A 22,803-nucleotide genomic window follows, 5' to 3' on the forward strand; every position below is an offset into this window, starting at 1 on the left:
ATGTGAATCCTAGAACCGTGTACAACGTACACCTCGTTTACTTTGTACGCAGTTACGCCACGGGGGTGAAGTCGTGGGACACGCAGTGCTCGCGGAAGGCCTGCGGAAGAGGTACGACCAGAAGGCGGCGCTGGACGGGTTCGACCTGGCCGTGCCCGCCGGAACGGTGTGCGGGCTGCTCGGCCCGAACGGCGCGGGCAAGACGACCGCGGTGCGCATCCTGGCCACGTTGCTGCGCCTGGACGGCGGCCGCGCGGAGGTGGCGGGCTTCGACGTGACCCGCGAGGCACCCGCAGTGCGCCGGCAGGTGGCGTTGAACGGCCAGCAGTCGACGGTCGACGACGTGCTGACCGGCAAGGAGAACCTGGTGATGTGGGGCCGGCTCTACCACCTCTCTCGTCGCCAGGCTTCTTCGCGCGCCGACGAGCTGTTGGAGCAGTTCGGCCTCACCGAGGCTGCCGGGAAACGCGCCAAGCAGTACTCGGGCGGCATGCGGCGCCGGCTGGACCTGGCGTCGAGCTTCATCATGCGGCCGTCGGTGCTCTTCCTGGACGAGCCGACGACCGGCCTCGACCCGCGCAACCGCGGCGAGGTGTGGCGCGAGGTGAAGCGGGTGGTCGCGGAGGGGACGACGGTGCTGCTCACCACGCAGTACCTGGACGAGGCCGACCAGCTGGCCGACCAGATCGTCGTGCTGGACACCGGCCGGGTCGCGGCTTCCGGCACGCCGGACCAGCTCAAGTCGAAGCTCGGCGGCGACCGGATCGAGGTCGTGGCGCGGACTTCGGAGGAGCTGCCGATCGTGCGGGACGTGCTCGGGCCGGACGCCGAGGTGGACCTGGACTCGTTCCGGGTGAGCGCGGCGGTGACCGACCGGGTGGCTGCCTTGACCTGGGTGACGTCGGCGCTGGCGGCCAAGGGGGTCGAGGCGGAGGACATCGCGCTGCGGCGGCCGACGTTGGACGAGGTGTTTCTGGCGATCACGGGCCACAAGGCGGTCGACACGTCTGGCGGCAACTCGGGGGTGCGGGTGTGAGCAGGCCGGGCGTGAGCAGGCCGGGCGTGAGCAGGCCGGGGGTGCGGGCGTGAGCAGGCCCGGCGCGGGCACGGCCACCGGCGCCGATGTGAGCGGGCCGGGCGCGGGCACGGCCACCGGTGCGAGAAGTACGGGTGCGAGAGGTACGGGTGCGAGCGGTGGTGAGGCGGGCGCGAGCACGGCGGCCAGCGCGGACAACGCGGACGTGAGCGGCGGCGGAACGGGAGCGGCGGCTGGCTCTGGACGCGCAGGCGTGAGTGGCACAGGAGCCAGCACGGGGCGGTCGAGGCGGGCGACGCGGGAATGAGTGACGGAACAACGGGTGCGAGCACGGTGGCCGGCGCGGGAGGTGCCGACGTGAGTGACGGAGTACGGACGGGCACGGCGGCATGCACAGGGCATGCGGGCGTGAGCGGTTCAGGAGCGGCGAGCACGGGGGTGCGGGCATGAGCGGTGGAGGAACCAGCGCGGTGGCCCGCGCGGGAAGTGCGGGCGTGAGCGGCGGAGCGGGAACTGGTGCGGGCGTAAGTGACGGAGCGGGGACTGGTGCGGGCGTGAGCGGCGGAGCGGGGACTGGTGCGGGCGTGAGCGGTGCGGCGGGGACGGTTTCGGAGGCGCGCGGAGTGAGTGCGGTGCGGTTCGCGCTCGTCGACTCGTGGGTGGTGGCCAAGCGGGATCTGATCCACTGGCTGCGCGAGCCGGTCAGGGTGTTCGCGAACCTCGCCTATCCGATCATCTCGGTGCTGATCTTCGGGTTCGTGTTCGGCAGCGCGATGAACGTGTTCGGCGGCGGTGACTACATCGAGTTCCTGATGCCGGGCATGTTCGGGCAGACCATCGCGTTCGGGGTCGGCAGCACGCTGTTGATGGTGTCGATGGACGCCGACCGGGGCGTGACGGACCGGTTCCGCGCCTCGCCGATGTCGCAGACGGGCGTGGTGGCCGGGCGGAGCATCGCGGACCTGGTCAACTCGTCGCTGGAGTTGCTGGTGCTGGCGTTGTGCGGGCTGGCGATCGGCTGGTCGGTGCGCGATGGGGTGCTGAACGCGCTGCTGGCGTTCGGGTTGTTCCTGTGGCTGCGGTTCGCGCTGGTGTGGGTCGGCATCTACCTGGGGCTGCTGGTGAAACCCGAGGCGGCGCAGGCGTCGTGGATGTTCCTGGTGCCGTTGACGATGCTGGCGAACACGTTCGTCTCGCCGGAGCTGATGCCGGGCTGGCTGCGGGCCATCTCCGAGTGGAATCCGCTGTCGGCGACGGTCGCGGCGGCGCGGGAGTTGTTCGGCAACCCCGGTGTCGGCGGCGGCTCGTGGGCCGCGCAGCACTCGCTGTTACTGGCTGTGCTGTGGCCCGCGCTGTTCGTGGCGATCTTCTGGCCGCTGTCGGTGCTGAAGTTCCGCAACCTCAGTCGCTAGGCGGTAGTCGGTCCGGAACTGGTCGGCGAGCCAGCTCGCGAGCAGCTTCCGCCAGTTCCGGACCCGTGCCAGCAGCTCCGGCCTGAGGGTCCTGTCGTCCTCCCACTCCCGCCAGTCCTCGCTCGCGAGCCAGCCGATGCAGCCCGCGATCCGGTGCGTCCGCAGCAGCCCTGAGTCCGGTGTGGACCCGTAACCGAGCCAGAAGGCTTGGGGCAGCGAGGTTCCGTGCAGGTAGAGGTGCTCCTCGAACGCCGCGAGCTCGTCGAGCGGGTTGCCCTGGCCCGGGTTGTCCCAGTCGATCAGCGTGGCCCGGCCGTCTCCGACGATGATGTTGTAGAGGTTGACGTCGTTGTGCAGCAGGCCAACGCGGTGGATCTTGCGGAACGCGTCGCCGATGCTGCGCCAGACCTCGTCCGACACCGGCAGCGCATCGGCGAGCACGTCTGCCAGGGTCCGCCCCTCCACGTACTCGACGAGCACGTCACCACGCCCGTTGTGGGCGAGGATCTCCGGTGCGCCGGGCACCACGAACTTCGGCAGGTCACGGGCGACTTTGGGTTGCCGCAGCACGGCTTTGCGCCCGTCGGCCAGCGTCACGAGGTGCAGGACGTTGGTGAGACCGTCTCCCTCCAGCGGTTCGACGCGGACGGCGGTCTGCAGCAACCGGAACAAACACCCACCTCCCGTGACAAGGGACCAACAGAGCGCAATGGTGTAACACAGGACACATCGGACGACGAGACACCACAGGGGATGCATTCGGCGGCTAAGTACGCATGGAGGCAGACCGATGGTTCAACGTCCATGGCGCAGACGTCTCGCGCTCGTCTCGACTCTGGCACTCATGTTGCCACTCGCCGTGACCGGGCCGGCACTCGCTGATCCCAACAACAACTCTCCCGCCAAACTCACCAAGGCCGTGACGCTCAACGGTGTCCTGCGGCACCTCGACGCGTTGCAGGCCATCGCGACCGCGAACGGCGACCGCGCGGCCGGACGTCCTGGATACCAGGCCTCGGTGAACTACGTGGTCTCGCAACTGAACGCGGCCGGCTACTCGCCCACCGTGCAGGCGTTCGACTTCACCTACCTCGAGGACAACTCCGTCCTCGACGTGATCGCGCCGTTCCCGGTCTCGTATCGCAAGGATCTCGACTTCACCTACTCCGACTTCGAGCCCAGGGCCGAGGGTGACGTCACCGGAACCCTCCAGGCGGTCGACCTCGTACTCCCGCCCGGCGCGAACGCGAACACCAGCTCGAGCGGCTGCGACGCGGCGGACTTCGCCGGTTTCGTGCCCGGCCACATCGCCCTGATCCAGCGCGGCACCTGCAACTTCACCGTCAAGGCGTTCAACGCGCAGGCCGCGGGAGCAGCCGCGGTGATCTTCTTCAACGAGGGCCAGCCCGGTCGCACGGGGATCGTCATCCCGATCGGCGACGCCACGGGGCTCACCATTCCGGTGGTGTCGGCGACCTTCGACGTCGGCAACCAGCTGGCCGCACTCCCCTCGCCCATCGTCCGGGTGAAGGTGGACGTCAACACCGACACGCGCACCGCGTGGAACGTGCTCGCCGAATCGCGGTACGGCAACGCGAACAACGTCGTGATGGCGGGCGCACACCTCGACAGCGTCCAGAACGGACCCGGCATCAACGACAACGGCAGCGGCTCGGCGGCGTTGCTGGAGACCGCGATCCAGATGTCGAAGGTCAAGACGAACGCCAAGGTGCGCTTCGCCTGGTGGGGTGCGGAGGAGTCGGGCCTGCTCGGTTCCGACCACTACGTCACCACGCTGCCGCAGGCCGAGCAGGACAAGATCGCGCTGTACCTGAACTTCGACATGGTCGGCTCTCCGAACCACTTCTTCGGCATCTACGACGGTGACGACTCGAGCGGCACCGCGCCGGTCCCGATCCCGCCGGGTTCGGCGCAGATCGAGGACGTCTTCGAGAAGTTCTACGCCGACCGCGGCCTGCCGTCCGAGGACACCGAGTTCTCCGGACGTTCGGACTACGGCCCGTTCATCGCGGTCAACATCCCGGCGGGCGGACTGTTCACCGGCGCGGAGGACATCAAGTCGGCCGAGCAGGCGGCCAGGTACGGCGGCACCGCGGGCGTCGCGTTCGACCCGTGCTACCACCAGCCGTGCGACAACAGGTCGAACCTGAACCTGACCGCGCTCGACGTCAACGCCGACGCGATCGCCACCGCGGTGATCACGTTCGCGTTCGACACCTCGGCGGTGAACGGCGTGCGCGCGCCCGGCAAGTCGCACGGACGCGCGCCGCGGGGCTCAGTCTCGTAGCCGGTCCCAGAGGTCGCACTGGTAGTCGACCGGTTCGACCTGCTGGGTTGCGAAGATCCGGACGTCTCGGCGATCCCAGCCGGGGCGTCCGGTCTGCGCGAACCTGGTCCACGCCTCGACCATCTCACCCGAGAGCTGCTGCTGCTCCCCTTGCAGCTCAACGCCCGCGTACCGCATGAGGAACGGCAGCTCCGAGCCGTGGTACGCGCCGTACGTGAACTCCGGCATACCTGGGAAGATCATCGGCGGATGAGGTTCAGCGAACTCGTAGCCGTAAGCCCTGGTCTGCGCCCGGAGCTCCTGAGTCGTGCAAGCTGACGTCATAGCGGTGAGCGCCGCCGACAGCTGTACCCGCTCATCGCCACCTTTCGGCGGGTAGCGCTCCAGAATCCGTTTCGCCGCAGGCGCCCCGAAGCCCTGGACCAGGGCCTGTTCGTACCCGGCGGCGTCCAGTTGCGGGTAGAACATGACCACGAACGGTGTGAGCTCGTCGCGCGTGGTGCCGGCGAGGATTGGGATCTGGTGGAACCGGCCCTGCTGGAGCGCGGTGATCGGGTTGTCCGGCAACGCTTCCGTGCCGTACGCGGGCTTGGCGAACAGCGGCGTGAGCTTCTTGACCTCCTCGACCGGGAGGCGGCGGAGACAGTCGAGATCAGCACAGCCGTGCGGCGCCTCGGCACCAGCCCGCTCGACGTCCTCACGTTTCACCCAGGTGAGGTCGACCCTGCCATCCCCCGCTGGAGTGCCGAGCTGGCACGGTCCACTCTGGATGATCGCCCGGTGGAACAATCCCCGAGTCTTCGGTGAGGTCAGCTGCGCGCACGTCGACAACCCACCCGCCGACGCCCCGAACAGCGTGACGTTGTGCGGATTCCCGCCGAACCGCCGGATGTTGCGCTGCACCCACTCCAGGGCTTTCTGCTGATCTCTCAAGCCGAACGCCCCGGAGTCTTCCAGGCCAGGAAACCCGAAGTAGCCGAACGCGCCGAGCCGGTAGTTGATGGTGACGACGACCGAACCGTTGCGCACCAACTGGTCCACGCCGTAGTCCGACCCGGAGCCGCTGGTGAAGCTGCCGCCGTGGATCCAGACCAGCACAGGCCGGTTCACTGCTTTGTCCGGCGCGGTGACGTTGAGGTACAGGCAGTCCTCGGCGTCGCTGGCCGGGGCGCCGAGCAACGCGTCCTGCGCGCACCTCGGGCCGGGCTCGGTGGCCTCGCGGACGCCGTGCCAGGGCTGGACGGGCTGCGGGTCGCGCCACCGGTTCGCTCCGGTCGGCGGCGCGGCGAACGGAATGCCCTGGAAGGAGCGCTGGGAGTGGACGACACCTCCCGAAACAACACTGCCCGACACATATCCAGCGTCGGTGTGGATGATGGTCCCCGCGGCATGGGCGGGAACTGCTGTTGCGGCAACGAGAACGGCCGCGATGAAGGTTGTGGTTGAACGCATGTCACGATCAACCTAGCTGTCCACCCACCTGGGCGCGCAACCTCTTTAGACCACAGTCCTGTGCCGGGACAGCAACCGCACCGCCACCGCAGCGGGCAGGTACATCAGCACGCCGTACACCGCGGGCGGGATCGCCATCGTCTCGTCGTTCAACACGGTCAGCGCCAACGTGATCGCGATCGTGGCGTTGTGGATCCCGATCTCCATGGCCGACGCGACGGCCTGACCGCGTTCGACCTTGAACGCCTTCGGCACGTAGTACCCGATCAGCAGGCTCAGGATGCTCAGCAGCAGCGCGACCGGTCCGAGCGTCCCGATGTTGTCGAGCAGCTGCTGGTAGGCCTGCGCGATCGCCGCGATGATCACCAGCACCAGCACGACGACCGACGCGATCCGCACGGGATCGTTCATCCGCAGCGCCCAGGCCTCGAAGCGGCTGCGCACCCACATGCCGATCGCCACCGGCACCAGCACGATCGCGAACACCTGCACGAACTTCGCCGGCTGCAAGCCGACCGCCGCGTCATCCCCCATGAAATGCGCCATGCTCAGCCCGACCACCAGCGGCAACGTGAACACCGCGAGCACCGAGTTGATCGCGGTCAACGTGATGTTGAGAGCCACGTCGCCGCCCGCCAGGTGGCTGAAGAGGTTCGCCGACGTCCCGCCCGGCGACGCCACCAGCAGCATCATCCCAACCGCCAGCACACCCTTGAGGCCGAACGCGAGCACCAGCCCGAGGCAGATCGCGGGCAGGATGATCACTTGGCAGACCAGGGCGATGAGCGCGGCCTTGGGGTATTTCGCGACTCGGGCGAAGTCGGCGACCGTGAGCGTGAGGCCGAGGCCGAACATGACCAGGGCGAGCGCCAGCGGCAGGAAGATCTGAACGACGAGCACGGGCGGCCTCCGTGAATCTCCTGCACAAATGTCCGGCTTGTGCAGTTTGATCTGATCCGCAGATCTTGGCGTTACGCCGCCGCCAGTGGAATCGCCCAGGTGGCGGCACCTGTGCGGCCCCTCCAAAAATTTCCGGGTGGCAACTTTTCGGGTGCGGCCAGAAAGTGCTCAGATGATGAGCACTTTCCACCTCAGGTAGTTTCGAAAAAAACCATCTGGGGGCGGAAGATGAAGACTGCAGTGGTCATGGGCGCAACCGGCAGGCAGGGCGGCGCCGTCACGAAGCACCTGGTCGAAGCGGGCTGGACCGTCCGCGCGGTGACCCGCAACCCGTCCGCGCAAATCCCCGGCGCGGAGACGGTCGTGGCCGACCAGGACTCACCGAACGAGCTCACCAGCGCGTTCAACGGCGCCGACGCGGTGTTCAGCGTCCAGCCCGCACCGCACGACCCGCGCGCCCCGCAGGGCTACTCCCCCACCGTGGAAACCCGATGGGGCCGCAACGTCGCCGACGCCGCTCTCGCCGCACAAGTCCCCCACCTCGTATACGCCTCGCTGGTCGCCGCGCAGTCGCGGACCGGCGTCGCGTCGTTCGACAGCAAGTGGGAGGTCGAGCGGCACATCGCGGACATCGGCGTGCCCACGACCGTGCTGCGGCCGACGACGTTCATGAACGGCCTGCACCACCCCGGCATGAAGAAACTGACCCATCTCCTGCACCCGAGCGTCGGCTACCACTTGATCGCGGTCGACGACATCGGCGCCATCGCGGCCGAGGTCTTCGCCGACCCGGCACGGTTCATCGGCGCCGACCTCACCCTGGCCGGCGATCTCCTGACACCGCTGGAGATCGCGAACGCGCTGGGCGTCGAGTACGAACAGATCCAGGTGGACGACCCGGAGTTGCGCAAGGTGTTCGGCACCACCGCGGAACCAGAAGTCGACATCGAAGCTCTGCGCGCCCTGCACCCCGGCCTGCGCACCTTCGCCGCCTACTTGTCCGACGTGCGGAACGGCGTCTCCTAGCGCACCCTGTTGCGATGGCGCGCCTGCTGACCTCGCGCTTCGCCCTCCTCACGGCCGCTGACCTGGGCTACTTCACCGCGATGGGCATCGCGGTCTACACCCTGCCCCTGTACGTCACCGGCCCGCTGCACAACTCGAAAGCCGCAGCGGGCCTCGCGTTCGGCTCGTTCGCCGTCTCCGCGCTCCTCCTCCGCCCGTTCGCAGGCCGCCTCACCGACCGTCTCGGCCGAAGACCGCTGCTGATCGGCGGCACCGCGCTCGCCGCGATCAGCCTCTCGCTCACCGCGCTCGCCTCCAGCCTCGAAGCGGTCGTCGCCCTCAGGCTCCTGCTGGGCGTCGGCGAAGCAGCCTTCTTCGTCGCCGGGTTCGCTGCCCTGGTCGACATCGCGCCACCCGAACGTCTCGGCGAAGCCCTCAGCCTCAACTCGCTCGGCCTCTACCTGGGTCTCGCCGCGGGCCCGCCGCTCGGTGAAGTGCTCACCCAGCTGTCGTTCCCCGCCGCCTGGCTCACCGCCGCGGCGCTTTGCGTGGTGGCAGCCGTTGTCTCGGTGTTCCTCGGCGAGACCGGGACGCCCGCGACAGGCTCGGACACCAAGCTGATCCACCGGCCCGCCATCGCGCCGAGCATCGGACTCTGCGCCGCGCTCGCGGCCTGCGGCGGGTTCCTCGCGTTCTCCGCGTTGCGCGCCCAGCAGAGCGGGCTCGAGAACACCAGCCTGCCGCTTTTCCTCTACGGCGCAACGGTGGTGGCGGCACGGATGGTGTTCGCGAAGGTCCCGGACCGCGTGCCGCCGTTGAAGCTCGGCGCCATCGCCCTCGCGATCATCGCGGCGGCACTCGTCTTCACAGCCGTTCCCGACATGTTGCTGGTAGGCAGCATCGTGCTCGGCCTGGGTGTCACGTTCAGCACGCCGGCGTTCTTCGCGGCCGTCTTCGCCACCGCCGCACCGCACCAGCGCGGGGCGGCGTCCGGCACGGCCAGCGCGTTCATCGACATCGGGCTCGGCGGCGGCCCGATCCTGCTCGGTCTCGTCGCGAACGTCGAGGACATCCCGCTGGCGCTGGCCACCGGTGGCGCACTGGCCGCGGCGGGCTGCCTGTGGACGTTGTGGCTCGGCCGAGCACACTGAGACCGTGCAGATCGGCGTCTTCACCGCGGGCGACCTCACCCCTCTGGGGATCGTCGAGCTGGCGATCGCGGCCGAGGAGGCGGGTTTCGACGTCTTCGCGGTGGGAGAGCACCACAATCCGCCCTACAACTCGTCCTCGCCGACCACGCTGCTCGCCCACATCGCGGCGAGGACGACGCTGAAGCTCTCCACCGCCACCACGCTGATCACCACGAACGACCCGGCCCGGCTCGCGGCCGAGTACTCCACCCTGCAACTGCTCGCCCCGGACCGGGTCGACCTCGTGCTCGGGAGAGGCAACACCGCCAGGGTGTTCGGCTGGTTCGGCAAGGAGATCGAGTACAGCCTGCCACTCACCATCGAGCACTACGAGACGTTCAAATCGTTGTGGCACAACAGGCCTTACCTCTGGCACGCCTGCACCCGCTCGCCCGAGATCGCCGACTTGGCCGCGCAGCACGGTGACGGGCTGTTCGTGTTCGCGGGTCAGACAGAACACGTTGCCAGGTATCGCGACCAGGCCGAGCATCCACGGCTCGGCGTGCTCGCGAAGACACCTGAGGAAGGCCTCGCGCTCAACCCCGACCGGTTGTTGATCGAAGCTCGCGACCTCGATCACCTCCGCCAGATCGCCAGCGCCACCACCAGGATCAGCACGCCGATCGCCGCCGCCGACCCGAGCACCCACAAGCCGTAGATCGCGAACGCCACGAACTCGGACGCGATCGCCGCGACCGAGGTCACCGTGGCGCGGGCATCGGACTCGATCCGGTGCTGCAGTTCGGTTTCCACGTGCACCAGCACGAACCGGTACAGGCCGTAGAACAGTCCCAAAAGGATGATCGCGAGCGGAACGGCCCACACCGCGGCCACGATCAGCACCACACCTGAGGCGAACAGAACCCAGCCGCGGAACGGAAGTCGTCCGGCGAGCGAGGCACCGGCCGCACCCAGCAGTGGCACTCCGATCGTCGCCAGCGGCACCCACACCGTCGGCACGTGCCAATCCTGGGCCAGCAGCGAGAAGTACTCCTCGAACGCGTCGATCGCGTACACCAGAGCCACTGCGAGCACAGCACGTTTGATCGGCACGGACGCGCGCAGACCCTCGCGCAACGTCGCGAAGTAGCTCTCGTGTTCCTCAGCCTCGCGCGCAGGTTCCGGGAAGCGCAACGCGATCACCGACGAGAGCAAGCACATCGCGACGGACACCCAGCCGGCCAGCTGGTAGCCGCCGAAGGAGAACAACGCGGTGGCCACGACGGCGACCGGCACCTGGGCGATCAGCTCGATGGTGTCGACCCTGGCGTTGAGCCGCCCGTACTGCTCTTCGTCGCCGGTAGCCGCCAACCCGTCGTACAGCAGGGCTTCGAACGCACCGGACGTCAAAGTCCCGCCCAGACCCCACAGCACGAAGCCGGCCGCGAAGCCCCAGAAGGACGGGAACACCACCCAAGCCGCGTATCCGAGCGCCTGCAGCACACCGGCGGCGACCAGCGAGCTGCGGCGGGAGAAGCGGTCGGCGATGGCACCGGACGGCACCTCGAACACGACCGCGGTCAGCGACCAGATCGTGAGCAGCACGGAGATGGAGGCGTCCGACAGCCCGCTGTCGGCGAAGAGCAACGCGTACAGCGCGTAGATCGGGATGAGGTGCGAACACCACGCCCACGCCGTCGCGGTCCTGGTCAGATCAGTTGAAGATCAATGTCGTCGGCGCATGGCACAAGGGTAAGCCGCCAGCGCCACCGAATAAATGGCGCTGACGGCTTGTGACCGATCGGAATCAGAACGTGTCAGAAACCGGCGGTGATGCGGGTGAACGCGAGGTCGGCCTGCTGGATGCCCGAGCAGCTGGACGACACCTGGCCGTCGCAGCCGCCGCGGTCGCGGTTCACCGACCAGAACGCCAGGCGCCCCAGGCCGTTGGACTTCGACCAGTCGCGGATCGCGGTCCAGTCGTCCACCGAAGTGAGCTCGCGCTGGTCCGACAGTCCGTTCATGCCGGAGATGCCGACGTGCTTGAACGCCTCGGCGTCGCTGTAACCGAACGTCGACTTGATCTTGTTCTTCAGGCCCGTGGCCGCGCCGATGGTGTCGGTGCGGATGTTCGAGCTGCCGAAGTCGAACGGCATGATCGTGAAGATGTCGATGTTCGCGCCGAGCGCCTTCGACTGGTCGATCAGCCGCGCGCCGTAGAAGTTCGGGCCGGTCACGCCGGTGCCGAACGTGACGATCGTCTGCAGACCCGGGTTGTTCTGCTTGACGATCTTCAGCGCGGTGATGATCCGGTCCTGGACGGTCGTGTTCTCGAACTCGTCGGAGTTCTCGATGTCGATGTCGATGGCCTTCAGCCCGTAGGCGTTGATCACCTGCTGGTACGCACCGGCCAACGCCTCGGGCGTCGAGCAGTTCGGACCGAGCTTGTTGCCGCTCCAGCCACCGAACGACGGCACGATGTCACCGCCGGCCGAGCGGATCGCGTTGATCGTCTGCTGGTCGGCGCCGCCGGTGAGCGGGCGCTGGCTGTCCCACGAGGGGGTGCAGCCGCCGCCGGACAGGACGAACGCGAGCGTGAACCACTTGACGCCGGTCGAGCTCATGACCTGCGTCGCGCTCTGCGGGTTGCCCCAGCCCAGGTACAGGTAGGGCGCGCCGCGGCCGGTGCCGGGCAACGGCGGGTTCGACGTGGTGGTCGTCGTCGTGGTGGTCGTGGTCGTCGGCGGGGTTCCACCGTCGCACGAGCCGCCGTTGACCTTGCAGTTGGACGGGTTCGCACCCGATCCGCGCACGGTGAAGCCGAAGCTCGCCGTGCCACCGACGCCGATGCTGCCGTTCCAGGTGTTCTTGACGGTGATGTTCTGGCCGCTGGCCGTGTAGCTGCCGTCCCAGAGCGACGCGATCGACTGTCCGCTCGGGAGCGTGAACTCGACGGTCCACGCCGTGAGCGCGGACGAGCCGCCGTTCGAGATCGTGTACTTGGCCTCGTAGCCGCTGCCCCAGTCCGACGTCTTGGTGAACGCCGCCGTCACGCCCGTCGCGCCGCTCGCGGGAGCGGCGACGACGCCTCCGACCACGGTGGCCAAGGCCAGCCCCAAGGTCAGGATTTGCCAGCGAAACCTCTTCATGGTGCTCCTTCACGTGCAGGGGGAACGTGATGGGAGGCACGTTAACTGGTCTAAACCAATGGTTCAAGGGTGTGAACAAACCAAATCGGCGTGCGGTCGTGGGATCGCTCTCCTATGGTCTGGCTTGATGAACGCTCACGAAATCGCCCAGCTCATGGCCGCGTGGGTGCCCGATCCGGACATCCAGGTAGCTCAGACGACATATCGCGCCGCGCTCGCCGCGGAGTGGCGGATTCCCGACGGGGCCTCGGTTCTGGAGGTCGGGTGCGGGCAGGGCGACATGACCGCGGTGCTGGCTTCGCTCGTGGGTCCAAACGGGAGGGTCGTCGGCGTCGACGTGGCTCCGCCTTCCTACGGCTCGCCGGTCACGGTCGGCCAGTCCGCCGAGCACCTTCTCGCCGGCCCGCTCGGCTCGCGCATCTCCATGCGCTACGAGACGGACGTGCTGACCGATGACGTCGGTACCGGTTACGACTTCGTGGTGCTCGCCCACTGCTCCTGGTACTTCGCGTCCGCCGACCTGCTGTCGCGCACACTTCAGCGGGTCCGCTCGCTCGGCACCCGGCTGTGCTTCGCCGAGTGGGACCCGGAACCCGCACACCCGAGCCAGGTCCCGCACCTGCTCGCGGTGCTCGCCCAGGACCGCATGAGCGAGTCGGAGGGAAACGTCCGCGCTCCGCTCACCCGTGCGACGCTGGTCGCCGCGCTGGAACGCGCCGGCTGGGAGGTCGAGGAGGTCGCCGGGATGGACACCAGCGCGTTGCAGGACGCGGACTGGGAGATCGCGGCCGCGCTGCAGGACGCTCCGGACGGGCTCGCCAAGGACCTGCTGCGGCAGATCGCGCGGAAGAGCGGCAACGTGCCGCTCTCCGCCTACTCCCTCACCGCGCGTTAGACGCGCTCGGCGTCACGCTCCGCCGCCCGGTCGTCCAGCAGCTGCAACAGTGCGTACGTGGTCTGCCGCTGCTCCTCCAGCAGCTTGACCAGCCACGACCCGAAGTACAGGAACCCACCCACCCCGATCAGCCCCACCCCGAGCATCCCTCCCGACACCACGTACGGGATCTGCTCCCACACGTAGCCGGTGTGCGCGACGCCCCACCAGGCGAAGAGGATCGCCGCGATCCCCGCCGTCATCAGCATCGTGCCGATCAAGCCGAGCCCGCTCTGCATCCGTGCGCGGCGCCGGTCCTGCATGGTCATGAGTTCGCCCGGAGGTCGGGGACACCGGTGGGGTGTCCGGAGGGACAAGGAGCGCCGCCCAGCAGGAACGTGCCGAACGACTTCATGCCGAACGCTCCCGCGGCCGCTATCCCCAGGCCCGCCAGCACGATCAACGCGGGGACACCGGGGAAGTCGAGCAACGACCGAGGCCTGGCGCGGGAAGAAGCGACCGGAGTGACGGCTCGCGGTGGCGTGACACCGGCTACCGGGGGCGTGCCCGGCGAAGGTGCGGAGACACCACCGTCTGCAGGCGGTGGTACGAGAGGTGCTTGCGGCACAGGCACATCAGGCGGAGGCAAGGACACGGAGGCGGAAGCGTTTGCGACGGCCTCGGTGTCGCCGACGATCACCACCATCTTGCGCAGCGGGTTCAGCAGCGGCACGAGTTCCTTGGGCAGCAACGGTGCCAGCACCCCGTCCAGGATGCCGCCCAGACCCAGCTTGGTCCGCAACACCATGACGTCGACGGTCAGGGTCAGGCCGCGAGACGTCGAGGTCGCCCCGGTGCCCTCGGTCTTGGTCGCGGACGTGGGCCAGGTCAGCGTGATTCCCAGTGGTTCCAGGGCCTTCAGCAAGCCGTCCGGTGGGGCGGCCGGCGACTTGACGGGGAACTTCTGGCCCAGCACGGTGAACTCGGCGACGGAGAACGTGCTCGTGCCGCTCCCCTTGCTGCCATCGCTCACCGCGACGGATTCGAACTTCACGCCCGACATCACCACGAGACCGGCGAGCAGCGAGATCGTTTGTGCGGACGTCACCGCCGAAGAGCGGACCTCCGACGCACCAACGACGTTCGTGCTCGTCGAGGAGAGGCCATCCGCGGTGAGCAAGAACGGCACTTCCTGACGAGCGCCCGCGTACGACTCGGTCTTGGAGGCACCCGCCGAAACCCGCATGCCCGACTTCGACTCGTCCGCCGGGCCGCCGGGGTGCGCAGCGTTGGCCTGCACCGGGTAGGCGAAGCCCAAGAGCTGCGGCAGACCGGTGCCGACGGCCGCGCCGGGCCACACGGAGCTCGCGAGAGAACGGCCGATCGGGCCCGAACCCAGCTCGGTCTGGGTGTAGGAGAGGTGCACTTCGCCCTGGGGTTCCGCCGGTACCGGGAGCAGATCGGTGTGCAGCAGAACGGAGACGGGCGCGGCGTGGGCGGAGAGTGTGAAACCACCGATCTCGGCGGCCTGCGCAGGCGCCGGGGACAGCAGGAGAAGCAGCAGGACGAGTGCGTACCTCATGACGTCCCTCCGAAGTAGACGGAAGCCAGGTCGTTGTCCGCGGCGATCTCGCCGTGCGCCATCACGACGACCTGATCTGCCACCGAGGACGCGGTCTCGGCGAACTGCTCGACGATCAGCATGGTGACGCCGCCGGAAGCCAGCTCGCGCACCACCTCGTACAGCTCGGCCACGATCACCGGCGCCAGGCCCATCGAGAGCTCGTCGATCACGACGACGGCCGGGTCGGTGATCAGGGCGCGGGAGAACGCGAGCATCTGCTGCTCGCCGCCGGACATCGAGCCCGCGAGCTGCCGTTGCCGGGCCCGCAACCGGGGAAAGCGGTCATAGACCGCTGAAGGATCTCCGCGCATCAAGCGCAGGTTCTCGGCGACCGTGAGGTTCGGGAAGATCGCGCGGCCTTCCGGGATCGTGCACAGCCCGGCTCGTGCCAACGCGTCGGGCGCGGCGTCGTTCACGTGCACACCGCCCAGATGAACGTGGCCGGAAGTCGCCCGCAACTGTCCACTCAGGACCTTGACCAGGGTGGACTTCCCGGCGCCGTTGGGGCCGAGCAACGCCGTCACCGTGCCGCGCGGCACGTTCAACGAGACGCCGCGCAGCACCTCGATGCGGCCATAGCCGGCGTGGACGTCCGTGAGATCGATCATCCGAGATACGCCTCCCGGACACCCTCGTGCGAGCGGATCTCCTCAGGTGAACCAGAAGTCAGCAGGCGGCCCAGGTTCAGCACGTGCACGACGTCGCAGTAGTTCATGACCAGGTCCATGTCGTGCTCCACCAGCACGACCGCACGCCCCTCGCCCACCAACTCCCGCAGCAGCGCGCCGAACGCGTCCGTCTCGGCCCGGTCCAGTCCCGACGACGGTTCGTCCAAGAGCAGCAAGGAAGGGTCGGTGGCCAACGCGCGGGCCAGCTCCAGCAGCCGGGCCGCACCGGTCGGCACGGTGTCGGCCTGGTTCGACGAGAACTCCGCGATCCCCACCCGTTCCAACAGCCCACCAGCAAGGCGAGACGGCCGGCGGCGGCTTTCCAGCGCCACCACGACGTTCTCCCACACGGTCAGCGACCCGAACACCTCGAGCCGCTGGAACGTCCGCGCCACGCCCAGCCGGGACCGCTGGTGCGGTGAACGGGACGTGATGTCCGTGGAATCGAGCAGAACACGACCGGACGACGGCCGCCGCAGTCCGCTGATCACGTCGAACAACGTCGTCTTGCCCGCGCCGTTGGGACCGATCAATCCGGTGACGCCGACGTCCACCGACAAGGTCACGTCGTTGACCGCGGTCACCTCACCGAAGCGGACCGTCACTCCCTGCACCTGCAGCGTGCTCATGCGCGCCGCCAGGACCAGGCGCGGAAGAACCAGCTCATCAGGCCGTTGGGATCACGCGCCAACCCGGCCGCCGCCACCCCCAGCAGAACGACAGCCGCTCCAGCGAACGCCGGGAAACCGCTCTGCAGCACGGGAAGCAGCATCAGCAGCAGCCCGCCCAGAGCCGCCCCGGACACCGACGTCACGCCCGCGATCACCGCGAACAGCAGCAGCGGCAGGTTGTTGAACAGCTGGAAGTCGCTCGCCGCAACGGTTTCCCGCAGCTGCGCGAACAACCCGCCGGCCAGGCCCGCGATCGCCGCCGACAGCGAGAACACCCAGACCCGGATCCACCGCACGTTCATGCCGAGCGTCGCGCACGCAGCCGAGCTGTCCTTGACCGCGATCATCCGCCGCCCGAGCCGCCCTCGCCGCACCGCCAGCACCCCGGCCCCGACCAGCGCGAACAACGACGCTGCCAGCACGAGCTGTGCAGCAGAAGACGAGAACAGCGGCGGCACCTGCAGACTCCCCCGCACCCCGAACGCGATCGGCGACTGCAGCACCAGCTTGTCCATCAGCTGCGCGAACCCCAACGTCGCCAACGCCAGGTACAGCCCACTCACCCGCAGTGCCGTCAGAGCGATCACCGCACCGATCGCCGCCGCCACCAGAGAACCGGCGACGAGCGTCCACGGCGAGCCACCGAGCCGCGCCACCGTCACCGCGCCCACGCCGACGAACGTGAACTGCCCCAGCGACACCACCCCGCCGTATCCGGTGAGCAGCACCATCGACAGCAGCACGATCCCGAACACCAGCCCCAGCGCCAACTGCCCGGCCACCACCGTGTCCACCAGCAGCGCCAACACCACGACGACACCCAGGAACAGCGCCGCACCCACCCCGGTCGCCAACCCTGAAGGCACCGCCACCCCGCGCGACCCCCGCACGCCACCGATCCGCAACGGCGACTGCGGCATCGCGAGCAGCACCACGAACAGCAGCAAAGCCGGGATCGCGACCCGGAAACTGATCCAGAACGGCGAGGACGGCAGGTAGGCCACCGCGTAGGACTGCACCAGCCCGAGCCCCAGCGCACCCACGAACGTCAACGGCAGACTCCGCAACCGCCCCACCAAAGCCGCGGTGTAGGCCGTGATCACGAGCAACGTCATCGTCACGTAGTCGAGCTGCACGACCGGCGTCAGCAGAATCCCGCCCAACGCCGCCAACGACGACCCGATCGCCCAGCTCAACGCCGACAACCGCTGTGGCCGAGTGCCGTACAACGCCGCCAGCTCAGGGGCATCCACGCACGCGCGCATCGCCAAGCCGGTACGAGTCCGGTTCAACAGGAAGTACAACCCACCCGCGACCAGCACGGCGCACGCCAGCGTGACCAGGTCGTGCCCGCTCACAAAGGACTGTCCGATGTGGATCCCGTACTGGTCGAGGAACGGCCGCACGGGCCGCGCCTCCGGTGGCCAGATCGCCTGCGCCGCCCCGATCAACCCGACCAGCACGCCGACTCCGGCGACGAGCGTGATCCCGACCGGCGCCCCAGCCAGCCGGCGCATGATGAACCGCTCGATCAGCAACCCGAACAGCGGCGCACAAACGCCGACCACGAGCAGCAACGCGAGCCACTGCGGCAGGCCGCGGTTCTCGGCCAGCTCCCAGTACAGGAACGCCATCACCATGCCGATCGCGCCATGACCGACGTTGAACACCTTGGAGGTGCTGTAGGTGAGGACGAGGCCGCCCGCGACGACCGCGTACGCACCCCCGGTGACCAGGCCGAAGATGGTGTAGGCGAGGAGCGCGGTCATGAGCCACCACCAGTGACGAGGCCGAAGCGGGTGCAGGCGACGTCGGCCGTCATCCGCCCACCCCCGTGTCGATCAGGGCACCGCACGAGTACCCGGACGCCGGCGCGAGCCGCGACCACGTCCCGCCCTTCAACCGCACCAGCGACATGCACGCCGAGGTCCGCTTCCCACCGACGTCCTGCGGCGCGACCATCCCCTCGGCGGTGAAGTCGTGCACCCCGCGCACCTGGTCGAGCATCGCCTTGCGCGTCAACTGCGGCCCGATCTTCGCGGCGAGCTGCACGAACAGCCGTGCCGCAGCCCACGCGAACATCCCGAAGTACGACGGCGCCGCACCGGGCGCCACCCGCCCCAGCCACTGCTTGTAGAGCGCCACCTGGGCGTTGTTCTCCTCGAACAACCCGCCGTTCGTGTAGACGACGGTGCCGTCGACCGCCGCTCCGCCTTGGCGCACGTACTGCGCGTCGTACGCCGACGGGTCCGTGATGAAGGCTTCCGGCGTGAACCCTTGCTGCCGCATCGCCTGCTGCAACCGGACCGCGTACTGCGCCGACCCCATCCAGTAGACGATCTTCGCGCCCGTCTCCTTGAGCTTCGCCACATAGGGCGCGTAGTTGACGTCGGCGATGTCGATGGCCTGCGTGTATACGAACTTCAACCCGCGCTGCTCGGCTGCTTTTTGCATACTGCGTGCGTTCTGCGAGCTCGCGTCGACGTTGAGGTAGAGGAACGACGCGGCGCCGGCGGCGTTCGGGAAGCTCGACTTGATCAGGTCCGGGTAGGCCGAGGACACGAGGTTCACCACGTTGGACGCGACGCCGAAGCTGACCGGGGTGCGCTGCCGCTGGACCGTGACCGTGGAGGCGCGCAGGTCCGGGATCCCACAAGCGGAAGCCGCCGGACCGCCGCCCTGGTCGAACCCGGACATCGAGCCGACCATGGCGAACGCCTGCTCGCACGCCTGCGCAGTGGCCTGCTGGTCGCCGCCGCTGTCGGTGCGCGAGTCGAACGACACGAGCTTGAGCTTGCGGCCGCAGATCGCGCCCTGGGTGGCGTTGAAGTACTCGACGAACGCCTTCGTCCCCTGCTGCGCCGCCTGGAACAGGCCGGGCACCGGCCCGCTGATGTCCGAGATGTTGGCGATCGTGATCTCGCCCGCGGTCACACCCTTGTCCGTGGCGCCACCGGTCCCCTGGCACCCACCCGCGATGCTCCCCGGCGGGTTCGGCTGCTTGTTGGGCTGCCCGGGGTTGTTCGCACCGGGCTGACCCGCGGTGCCCTCGCTGCCGGGCACCCCGCCTTCCTCGACCGGTGCCGTGCCCTCCTGAACCCCCGACCCGCCGCCTTGAGGCACGGCGAGTGCGGCGCGTTGCTCGGAGGTGAGCCTGCTCCCGCACCCCGCGATCAACGCGCAGACCACCAAAGCGATCAGCGCAGCCCTGCGATGCATGCGGACGAACGCTAGGCCACTGCATCAATCCAGCCCAGGCCCGCTACCAGCGATTTCACCCAGGTGGCCCACACGTTTTCTAGAACGCGTTCTACATGCAAACAACCTGGCGGAAAACCGTTACCAAACGCGAGTTACCTCGTTAGACCACCTCGCGCCAAGGAACACGTTCTACCTACGGGCGCCAGCTGAACAGCCTGCGCATGGCCATGCGGAAGCGGTAGCCGGGCCTGTCGTAGAACGGCTTGCCCACCGCAGGCCGCTCCACCACCGGCAACGGGATGAGCTCCACAGGCTTGCCGAGCGCACCGCGGGCGAGACCCCACAGCTCGTCGAACTTGCCGGGGTCGACGAGCTCGATGCCCGGCCCGCACAGCCACTCGTCCACGTGGTCGTGCGGGATCCGACCGAACCAGCGGTCACAGGACGGCTCCAGCTCGACAGTGCCCCACGCCGTCGGCGCCGACCAGTCACCCTGCTTCAACGACATGTGACGGTTGATCCACCCCTTGGCGTCGAGCTCGTAGTAGTTCGACCACGATCCGGCCTCTTCTCGCGCGTAGATCGTCCATCGCTCGTCCTTCACGACGGCGGCAGCAACTCAGGGCGGCGAGCCCGGATCACGTCTCCGGACGACTCCCCGCGCAGCCGGCGCATCACCCACGGCACGACGTGCTCGCGCGCCCACTGCCAGTCCTCCGCGCGCCGCACCTTCCGGTCGACCAGCGGAGCCGCTCCGAGCACCGTCCGCTGCAGAGCGTGCGAGACCCCAAGACCGTCGAGCACCGAAATGGCGACCTCGGTGTGCCCCAGAGAGTTGAGGTGCAGCCGATCGGCAGACCACATGCGGCGGTCACGCAGCTGCTTCATCGCCCACATGTCCACCAGCACGCAGGAGAACTCGGCCGCGATCGCACGCACGTGCTCGTTGTAGATGGCCACGCGACCACGCATCTTGCGGAACACCGGGTCGTCTGCCCCGTCCACACCTGTGAAGAGGATGACGAGGGCGCCGGCCTGCACGCAGCGCGCCACCGCATCGCGGTACCGGCGCATCAGAGCGTCGATGTTCACCTTCGGCCGCATGAGATCGTTCCCGCCCGCGTAGAGCGAGACGAGGTCCGGGTTCATCGCGAGAGCGCGCTCGAGCTGCTCGTCGAGCACCTGGGGCAACAACCGGCCCCGCACGGCGAGGTTGGCGTAGGTGAACTCCGGGTCCGCAGCCCCCAGTACGTCGGCCACGCGGTCCGCCCATCCCCGCACACCATTGGGCCGACCTGCGTCTTCGTCACCCACGCCTTCGGTGAACGAATCCCCCAACGCCACAAAACGCTTGCTCATGCTCAGGACTTTAGGTCGCGCGTTCAGATCCAGGTTGCGCGGGGTTCGATAACGGTTCGATAACGCCGGGGTCTCGAACTGAGGCGGGCTCCCTTTGCGAGCCGTAGTCCCGATCGTGCGACTCCCCATGAACTTGGCAACGCCGACGCGACTCCTCGTCGCGTTGGCGGGCTGCGCGTTGGCCGTGCTGCCTTCCACTCCCCCGACCCCCATCTCGACCCCGCCGCCCGGAAGTGGCGGGACGGGCGACGAGGTCGTGCAGACGCAGTGGGGTCCGCTCGGACCTGCCGACCGGGACTTCATGAACCGGGTCAAGCAGGCCGGGTTGTGGGAGAAGCCCGCGGGCGAGAAGGGCAAGGCCAAGCGGGCCGACCAGCCCAAGATCCAGGAAGCGAGCAAGCACCTCATCGAGGGCCACACGCTGCTGGACAACGTGGTGAACCGGGCAGGCGTCCTGCTCGGCGTCACGTTGCCCACGGAGGCCACCGAAGAGCAGAAGGGCTGGCTCGCCGAGATGGACGCGGCGAACGGTGACGAGTTCGACGCCGTCTTCGCCAACCGGCTCCGCGCGGCGCACGGCAAGGTCTACGCCTATGCCGCGCAGATCCGGGCGGGCACGAAGAACGAGCTCATCCGCATTCTCTCCACGCAAGCGATGATCACCGTCTTCGACCACATCAAGGTGATCGAGGACACCGGCAAGGTCGACTTCGCCGGTCTGGAGTCACCGCAGCCGCTCGCTCCCCCACCGGCGGCCTCCGGGGCACCGGAACCGACGGGGGACAACAGCTCGAACAACGCTGACGCGTCTGCGAACCCGACCGACGGCGTGATCCCGACCGTGCCGGAGGGCACCAAGTTCACCCGCACCGCCGAGCAAGGCGTGTTCGGGGAGAACAACGGCGTCTTCTTCGGTGCGATAGCGGTGCTCGCGCTCGCGCTGGTCGGAATGCGAGTGATCTCCCGGTCCAAGAAGAAATCGACGAGCCGACGAAGTAAATCGCGTTCGTTCTAACCGCACACCGAGCTTAAACCCGAACACACGGCTAACCGCCGTCAGCTTCACCATGCCGTTTTATCGGACTACACGAGGTGGCAAATGGCTTTTCACCGTAGGAAATCCACGATCTGGCTGACCGCCGCCGCAGCGGCGATGGCGCTGGTCGCTGGCGGTGCCGCGGTGGTGGCCATCAGTTCTTCTGATGGCGCCGCGCTCGCCGACGGGGCGGACAAGAACTCCTTCGTCGACATCACCAAGGTGAAGCCGAACGTCAAGAAAGTAAACCAGCAGCAGAACGCCTCCAAGGGCAACTTCATCGTCGACTGCGGCCGCAACGAGAACGGGCACTTCAACCCGGACAACTTCATCGCGCAGCCCGGTGTCCGCAACGGTGCCCAGCACCTGCACGACTACGTCGGCAACCTTTCGACCAACGCCGACTCGAACAACAAGTCGCTGCAGAAGGCCGGCACGACCTGCAAGAACGGCGACAAGTCCGCCTACTTCTGGCCCGTCGTCCGCATCGACACCGAGGACGAGGAAGAGCCGGCCAAGCAGCCGCCGAAGAAGGACGACAAGGCGCAGCAGGACAAGGACAAGGCCGACAAGGCCGCGGCCCGCCTCGAGTGCCCCGACGTCGCCTCCAAGCTCCCCGAGGACGTGCCGGACAAGGCCCAGGCCGAGATCGACCGGGAACTCGCGAACATCGAGAAGGTGACCGACGAGGCCGAGAAGCGGCTGGAGACGGTCAAGGCCCAGGACGTCGACAACATCATCGTCGGCCCGACGCGCGAGAAGCGCGCCGCCATCCTCGACCGGATGATGCTGGCGTTCAGCCGCCAGGGCAAGCAGGCACCGGACCTGAACCCGCTCGCCGCCTGCAAGGTGAAGGCCGCGAACGAGAAGCAGGCCAAGCTCGACGACGGCGCCGACAACAACGACGAGGCCCAGGCCGAGGGCACCGAGAACAAGAAGAACCAGGCCAACAAGGAAGAGAACAACAAGCTCGAACTC

The 22,803-nt window shown here is 68.2% G+C and carries 22 protein-coding genes and 1 pseudogene; 10 read left to right on the forward strand and 13 right to left on the reverse strand.

What is annotated here, in order from left to right; all coding sequences use genetic code 11:
• Window positions 1-73 precede the first annotated feature (73 nt).
• The 3 genes from UK23_RS16850 to UK23_RS16855 all read left to right on the forward strand — a co-directional run bounded on the left by UK23_RS16850 (window position 74) and on the right by UK23_RS16855 (window position 2,448).
• Complete coding sequence (locus tag UK23_RS16850; protein ID WP_045312481.1) at window positions 74-1,036, forward strand: daunorubicin resistance protein DrrA family ABC transporter ATP-binding protein; 963 nt, start codon at window positions 74-76, stop codon at window positions 1,034-1,036.
• Window positions 1,037-1,085: 49 nt separating this feature from the next.
• Complete coding sequence (locus UK23_RS51645; protein ID WP_156213166.1) at window positions 1,086-1,343, forward strand: hypothetical protein; 258 nt, start codon at window positions 1,086-1,088, stop codon at window positions 1,341-1,343.
• Window positions 1,344-1,482: 139 nt separating this feature from the next.
• A complete protein-coding gene (locus tag UK23_RS16855) occupies window positions 1,483-2,448 on the forward strand; it encodes an ABC transporter permease (protein WP_082114715.1) in 966 nt (321 codons plus the stop codon).
• Here UK23_RS16855 and UK23_RS16860 read toward each other — a convergent pair.
• A complete protein-coding gene (locus UK23_RS16860; protein WP_045312483.1) occupies window positions 2,365-3,120 on the reverse strand; it encodes a lipopolysaccharide kinase InaA family protein in 756 nt (251 codons plus the stop codon). The genes UK23_RS16855 and UK23_RS16860 overlap by 84 nt on opposite strands.
• Window positions 3,121-3,292: 172 nt before the next feature.
• Here UK23_RS16860 and UK23_RS16865 point away from each other — a divergent pair, with 172 nt between their 5' ends.
• The gene (locus tag UK23_RS16865; protein ID WP_196777772.1) at window positions 3,293-4,756 is read left to right on the forward strand and encodes a M28 family metallopeptidase; all 1,464 of its coding nucleotides are present in this window, start codon (window positions 3,293-3,295) and stop codon (window positions 4,754-4,756) included.
• Here UK23_RS16865 and UK23_RS16870 read toward each other — a convergent pair.
• Together UK23_RS16870 and UK23_RS16875 are read right to left on the reverse strand one after the other, a co-directional pair.
• A complete protein-coding gene (locus tag UK23_RS16870) occupies window positions 4,745-6,208 on the reverse strand; it encodes a carboxylesterase/lipase family protein (RefSeq protein ID WP_082114716.1) in 1,464 nt (487 codons plus the stop codon). The two genes, UK23_RS16865 and UK23_RS16870, sit on opposite strands and share 12 nt — an antisense overlap.
• Before the next feature lie 45 nt (window positions 6,209-6,253).
• A complete protein-coding gene (locus UK23_RS16875; RefSeq protein WP_231114529.1) occupies window positions 6,254-7,108 on the reverse strand; it encodes a bile acid:sodium symporter family protein in 855 nt (284 codons plus the stop codon).
• A 228-nt stretch (window positions 7,109-7,336) separates the two neighbouring features.
• Between UK23_RS16875 and UK23_RS16880 the strand changes: the two genes are divergently transcribed.
• The 3 genes from UK23_RS16880 to UK23_RS16890 are packed head-to-tail and all read left to right on the forward strand — an operon-like array spanning window position 7,337 to window position 9,961.
• Window positions 7,337-8,134 carry an NmrA family NAD(P)-binding protein gene (locus UK23_RS16880; RefSeq protein WP_045312485.1) on the forward strand — a complete coding sequence of 266 codons (798 nt, stop codon included), beginning with the start codon at window positions 7,337-7,339 and terminating at the stop codon, window positions 8,132-8,134.
• Between the two features lie 14 nt (window positions 8,135-8,148).
• Window positions 8,149-9,264 carry an MFS transporter gene (locus UK23_RS48715; RefSeq protein ID WP_052684732.1) on the forward strand — a complete coding sequence of 372 codons (1,116 nt, stop codon included), beginning with the start codon at window positions 8,149-8,151 and terminating at the stop codon, window positions 9,262-9,264.
• Between the two features lie 4 nt (window positions 9,265-9,268).
• On the forward strand, window positions 9,269-9,961 hold the full coding sequence (locus UK23_RS16890) for an LLM class flavin-dependent oxidoreductase (RefSeq protein WP_052684733.1): 693 nt from the start codon (window positions 9,269-9,271) through the stop codon (window positions 9,959-9,961).
• On the opposite strand, the gene UK23_RS16895 is transcribed toward UK23_RS16890, so the two are convergent.
• Both UK23_RS16895 and UK23_RS16900 read right to left on the reverse strand, forming a co-directional pair.
• Window positions 9,880-10,890, reverse strand: coding sequence for an MFS transporter (locus UK23_RS16895; RefSeq protein WP_231114530.1), 1,011 nt, complete (start codon window positions 10,888-10,890; stop codon window positions 9,880-9,882). The genes UK23_RS16890 and UK23_RS16895 overlap by 82 nt on opposite strands.
• Window positions 10,891-11,060: 170 nt before the next feature.
• Window positions 11,061-12,392, reverse strand: a complete 1,332-nt coding sequence (locus UK23_RS16900; RefSeq protein WP_045312487.1) for a cellulose binding domain-containing protein — start codon at window positions 12,390-12,392, stop codon at window positions 11,061-11,063.
• A 127-nt stretch (window positions 12,393-12,519) separates the two neighbouring features.
• Between UK23_RS16900 and UK23_RS16905 the strand changes: the two genes are divergently transcribed.
• A complete protein-coding gene (locus tag UK23_RS16905) occupies window positions 12,520-13,287 on the forward strand; it encodes a class I SAM-dependent methyltransferase (protein ID WP_045312488.1) in 768 nt (255 codons plus the stop codon).
• Here the strand turns inward: UK23_RS16905 and UK23_RS16910 are convergent.
• From UK23_RS16910 to UK23_RS16945, 8 genes are all read right to left on the reverse strand, one after another.
• Window positions 13,284-13,595, reverse strand: a complete 312-nt coding sequence (locus UK23_RS16910) for a hypothetical protein (RefSeq protein WP_156213168.1) — start codon at window positions 13,593-13,595, stop codon at window positions 13,284-13,286. The genes UK23_RS16905 and UK23_RS16910 overlap by 4 nt on opposite strands.
• Window positions 13,592-14,848 (reverse strand): choice-of-anchor P family protein, encoded by a 1,257-nt coding sequence (locus UK23_RS16915; RefSeq protein WP_045312490.1) that lies wholly within the window; start codon window positions 14,846-14,848, stop codon window positions 13,592-13,594. The genes UK23_RS16910 and UK23_RS16915 overlap by 4 nt, the downstream gene beginning before the upstream one ends.
• A complete protein-coding gene (locus UK23_RS16920; RefSeq protein ID WP_045312491.1) occupies window positions 14,845-15,498 on the reverse strand; it encodes an ABC transporter ATP-binding protein in 654 nt (217 codons plus the stop codon). The genes UK23_RS16915 and UK23_RS16920 overlap by 4 nt, the downstream gene beginning before the upstream one ends.
• Window positions 15,495-16,187 (reverse strand): ABC transporter ATP-binding protein, encoded by a 693-nt coding sequence (locus tag UK23_RS16925; protein ID WP_045312492.1) that lies wholly within the window; start codon window positions 16,185-16,187, stop codon window positions 15,495-15,497. Before UK23_RS16925 ends, UK23_RS16920 begins: the two co-directional genes overlap by 4 nt.
• Window positions 16,184-17,998 (reverse strand): ABC transporter permease, encoded by a 1,815-nt coding sequence (locus tag UK23_RS16930; RefSeq protein ID WP_052684734.1) that lies wholly within the window; start codon window positions 17,996-17,998, stop codon window positions 16,184-16,186. The genes UK23_RS16925 and UK23_RS16930 overlap by 4 nt, the downstream gene beginning before the upstream one ends.
• 49 nt (window positions 17,999-18,047) lie before the next feature.
• A complete protein-coding gene (locus UK23_RS16935) occupies window positions 18,048-19,448 on the reverse strand; it encodes an ABC transporter substrate-binding protein (RefSeq protein ID WP_045312493.1) in 1,401 nt (466 codons plus the stop codon).
• A 175-nt stretch (window positions 19,449-19,623) separates the two neighbouring features.
• Window positions 19,624-20,034: a hypothetical protein gene (locus UK23_RS16940; protein WP_045312494.1), complete on the reverse strand. Its 411-nt coding sequence runs from the start codon at window positions 20,032-20,034 to the stop codon at window positions 19,624-19,626.
• Complete coding sequence (locus UK23_RS16945) at window positions 20,031-20,789, reverse strand: SGNH/GDSL hydrolase family protein (protein ID WP_156213169.1); 759 nt, start codon at window positions 20,787-20,789, stop codon at window positions 20,031-20,033. The genes UK23_RS16940 and UK23_RS16945 overlap by 4 nt, the downstream gene beginning before the upstream one ends.
• Window positions 20,790-20,916: 127 nt before the next feature.
• On the opposite strand from UK23_RS16945, the gene UK23_RS16950 reads away from it, so the two are divergent.
• Together UK23_RS16950 and UK23_RS16955 are read left to right on the forward strand one after the other, a co-directional pair.
• Window positions 20,917-21,804, forward strand: a complete 888-nt coding sequence (locus tag UK23_RS16950; protein WP_052684735.1) for a DUF4142 domain-containing protein — start codon at window positions 20,917-20,919, stop codon at window positions 21,802-21,804.
• 84 nt (window positions 21,805-21,888) lie between these two features.
• Window positions 21,889-22,803 (forward strand): annotated as a pseudogene (locus tag UK23_RS16955) (DUF1996 domain-containing protein); the annotation flags it as partial.

It is taken from the genome of Lentzea aerocolonigenes (genome assembly GCF_000955955.1).
GTDB classification, from domain to species: Bacteria; Actinomycetota; Actinomycetes; order Mycobacteriales; family Pseudonocardiaceae; genus Lentzea; species Lentzea aerocolonigenes_A.

Coding starts and splice junctions, on each gene's coding strand:
- UK23_RS16855 (WP_082114715.1), top strand. CDS start 1,483: ATGAGCGGTGGAGGAACCAGCGCGGTGGCCCGCGCGGGAAGTGCGGGC.
- UK23_RS16865 (WP_196777772.1), top strand. CDS start 3,293: ATGTTGCCACTCGCCGTGACCGGGCCGGCACTCGCTGATCCCAACAAC.
- UK23_RS16870 (WP_082114716.1), bottom strand. CDS start 6,208: ATGCGTTCAACCACAACCTTCATCGCGGCCGTTCTCGTTGCCGCAACA.
- UK23_RS16880 (WP_045312485.1), top strand. CDS start 7,337: ATGAAGACTGCAGTGGTCATGGGCGCAACCGGCAGGCAGGGCGGCGCC.
- UK23_RS48715 (WP_052684732.1), top strand. CDS start 8,149: ATGGCGCGCCTGCTGACCTCGCGCTTCGCCCTCCTCACGGCCGCTGAC.
- UK23_RS16900 (WP_045312487.1), bottom strand. CDS start 12,392: ATGAAGAGGTTTCGCTGGCAAATCCTGACCTTGGGGCTGGCCTTGGCC.
- UK23_RS16905 (WP_045312488.1), top strand. CDS start 12,520: ATGAACGCTCACGAAATCGCCCAGCTCATGGCCGCGTGGGTGCCCGAT.
- UK23_RS16910 (WP_156213168.1), bottom strand. CDS start 13,595: ATGACCATGCAGGACCGGCGCCGCGCACGGATGCAGAGCGGGCTCGGC.
- UK23_RS16915 (WP_045312490.1), bottom strand. CDS start 14,848: ATGAGGTACGCACTCGTCCTGCTGCTTCTCCTGCTGTCCCCGGCGCCT.
- UK23_RS16920 (WP_045312491.1), bottom strand. CDS start 15,498: ATGATCGATCTCACGGACGTCCACGCCGGCTATGGCCGCATCGAGGTG.
- UK23_RS16925 (WP_045312492.1), bottom strand. CDS start 16,187: ATGAGCACGCTGCAGGTGCAGGGAGTGACGGTCCGCTTCGGTGAGGTG.
- UK23_RS16930 (WP_052684734.1), bottom strand. CDS start 17,998: ATGACCGCGCTCCTCGCCTACACCATCTTCGGCCTGGTCACCGGGGGT.
- UK23_RS16935 (WP_045312493.1), bottom strand. CDS start 19,448: ATGCATCGCAGGGCTGCGCTGATCGCTTTGGTGGTCTGCGCGTTGATC.
- UK23_RS16945 (WP_156213169.1), bottom strand. CDS start 20,789: ATGAGCAAGCGTTTTGTGGCGTTGGGGGATTCGTTCACCGAAGGCGTG.
- UK23_RS16950 (WP_052684735.1), top strand. CDS start 20,917: ATGAACTTGGCAACGCCGACGCGACTCCTCGTCGCGTTGGCGGGCTGC.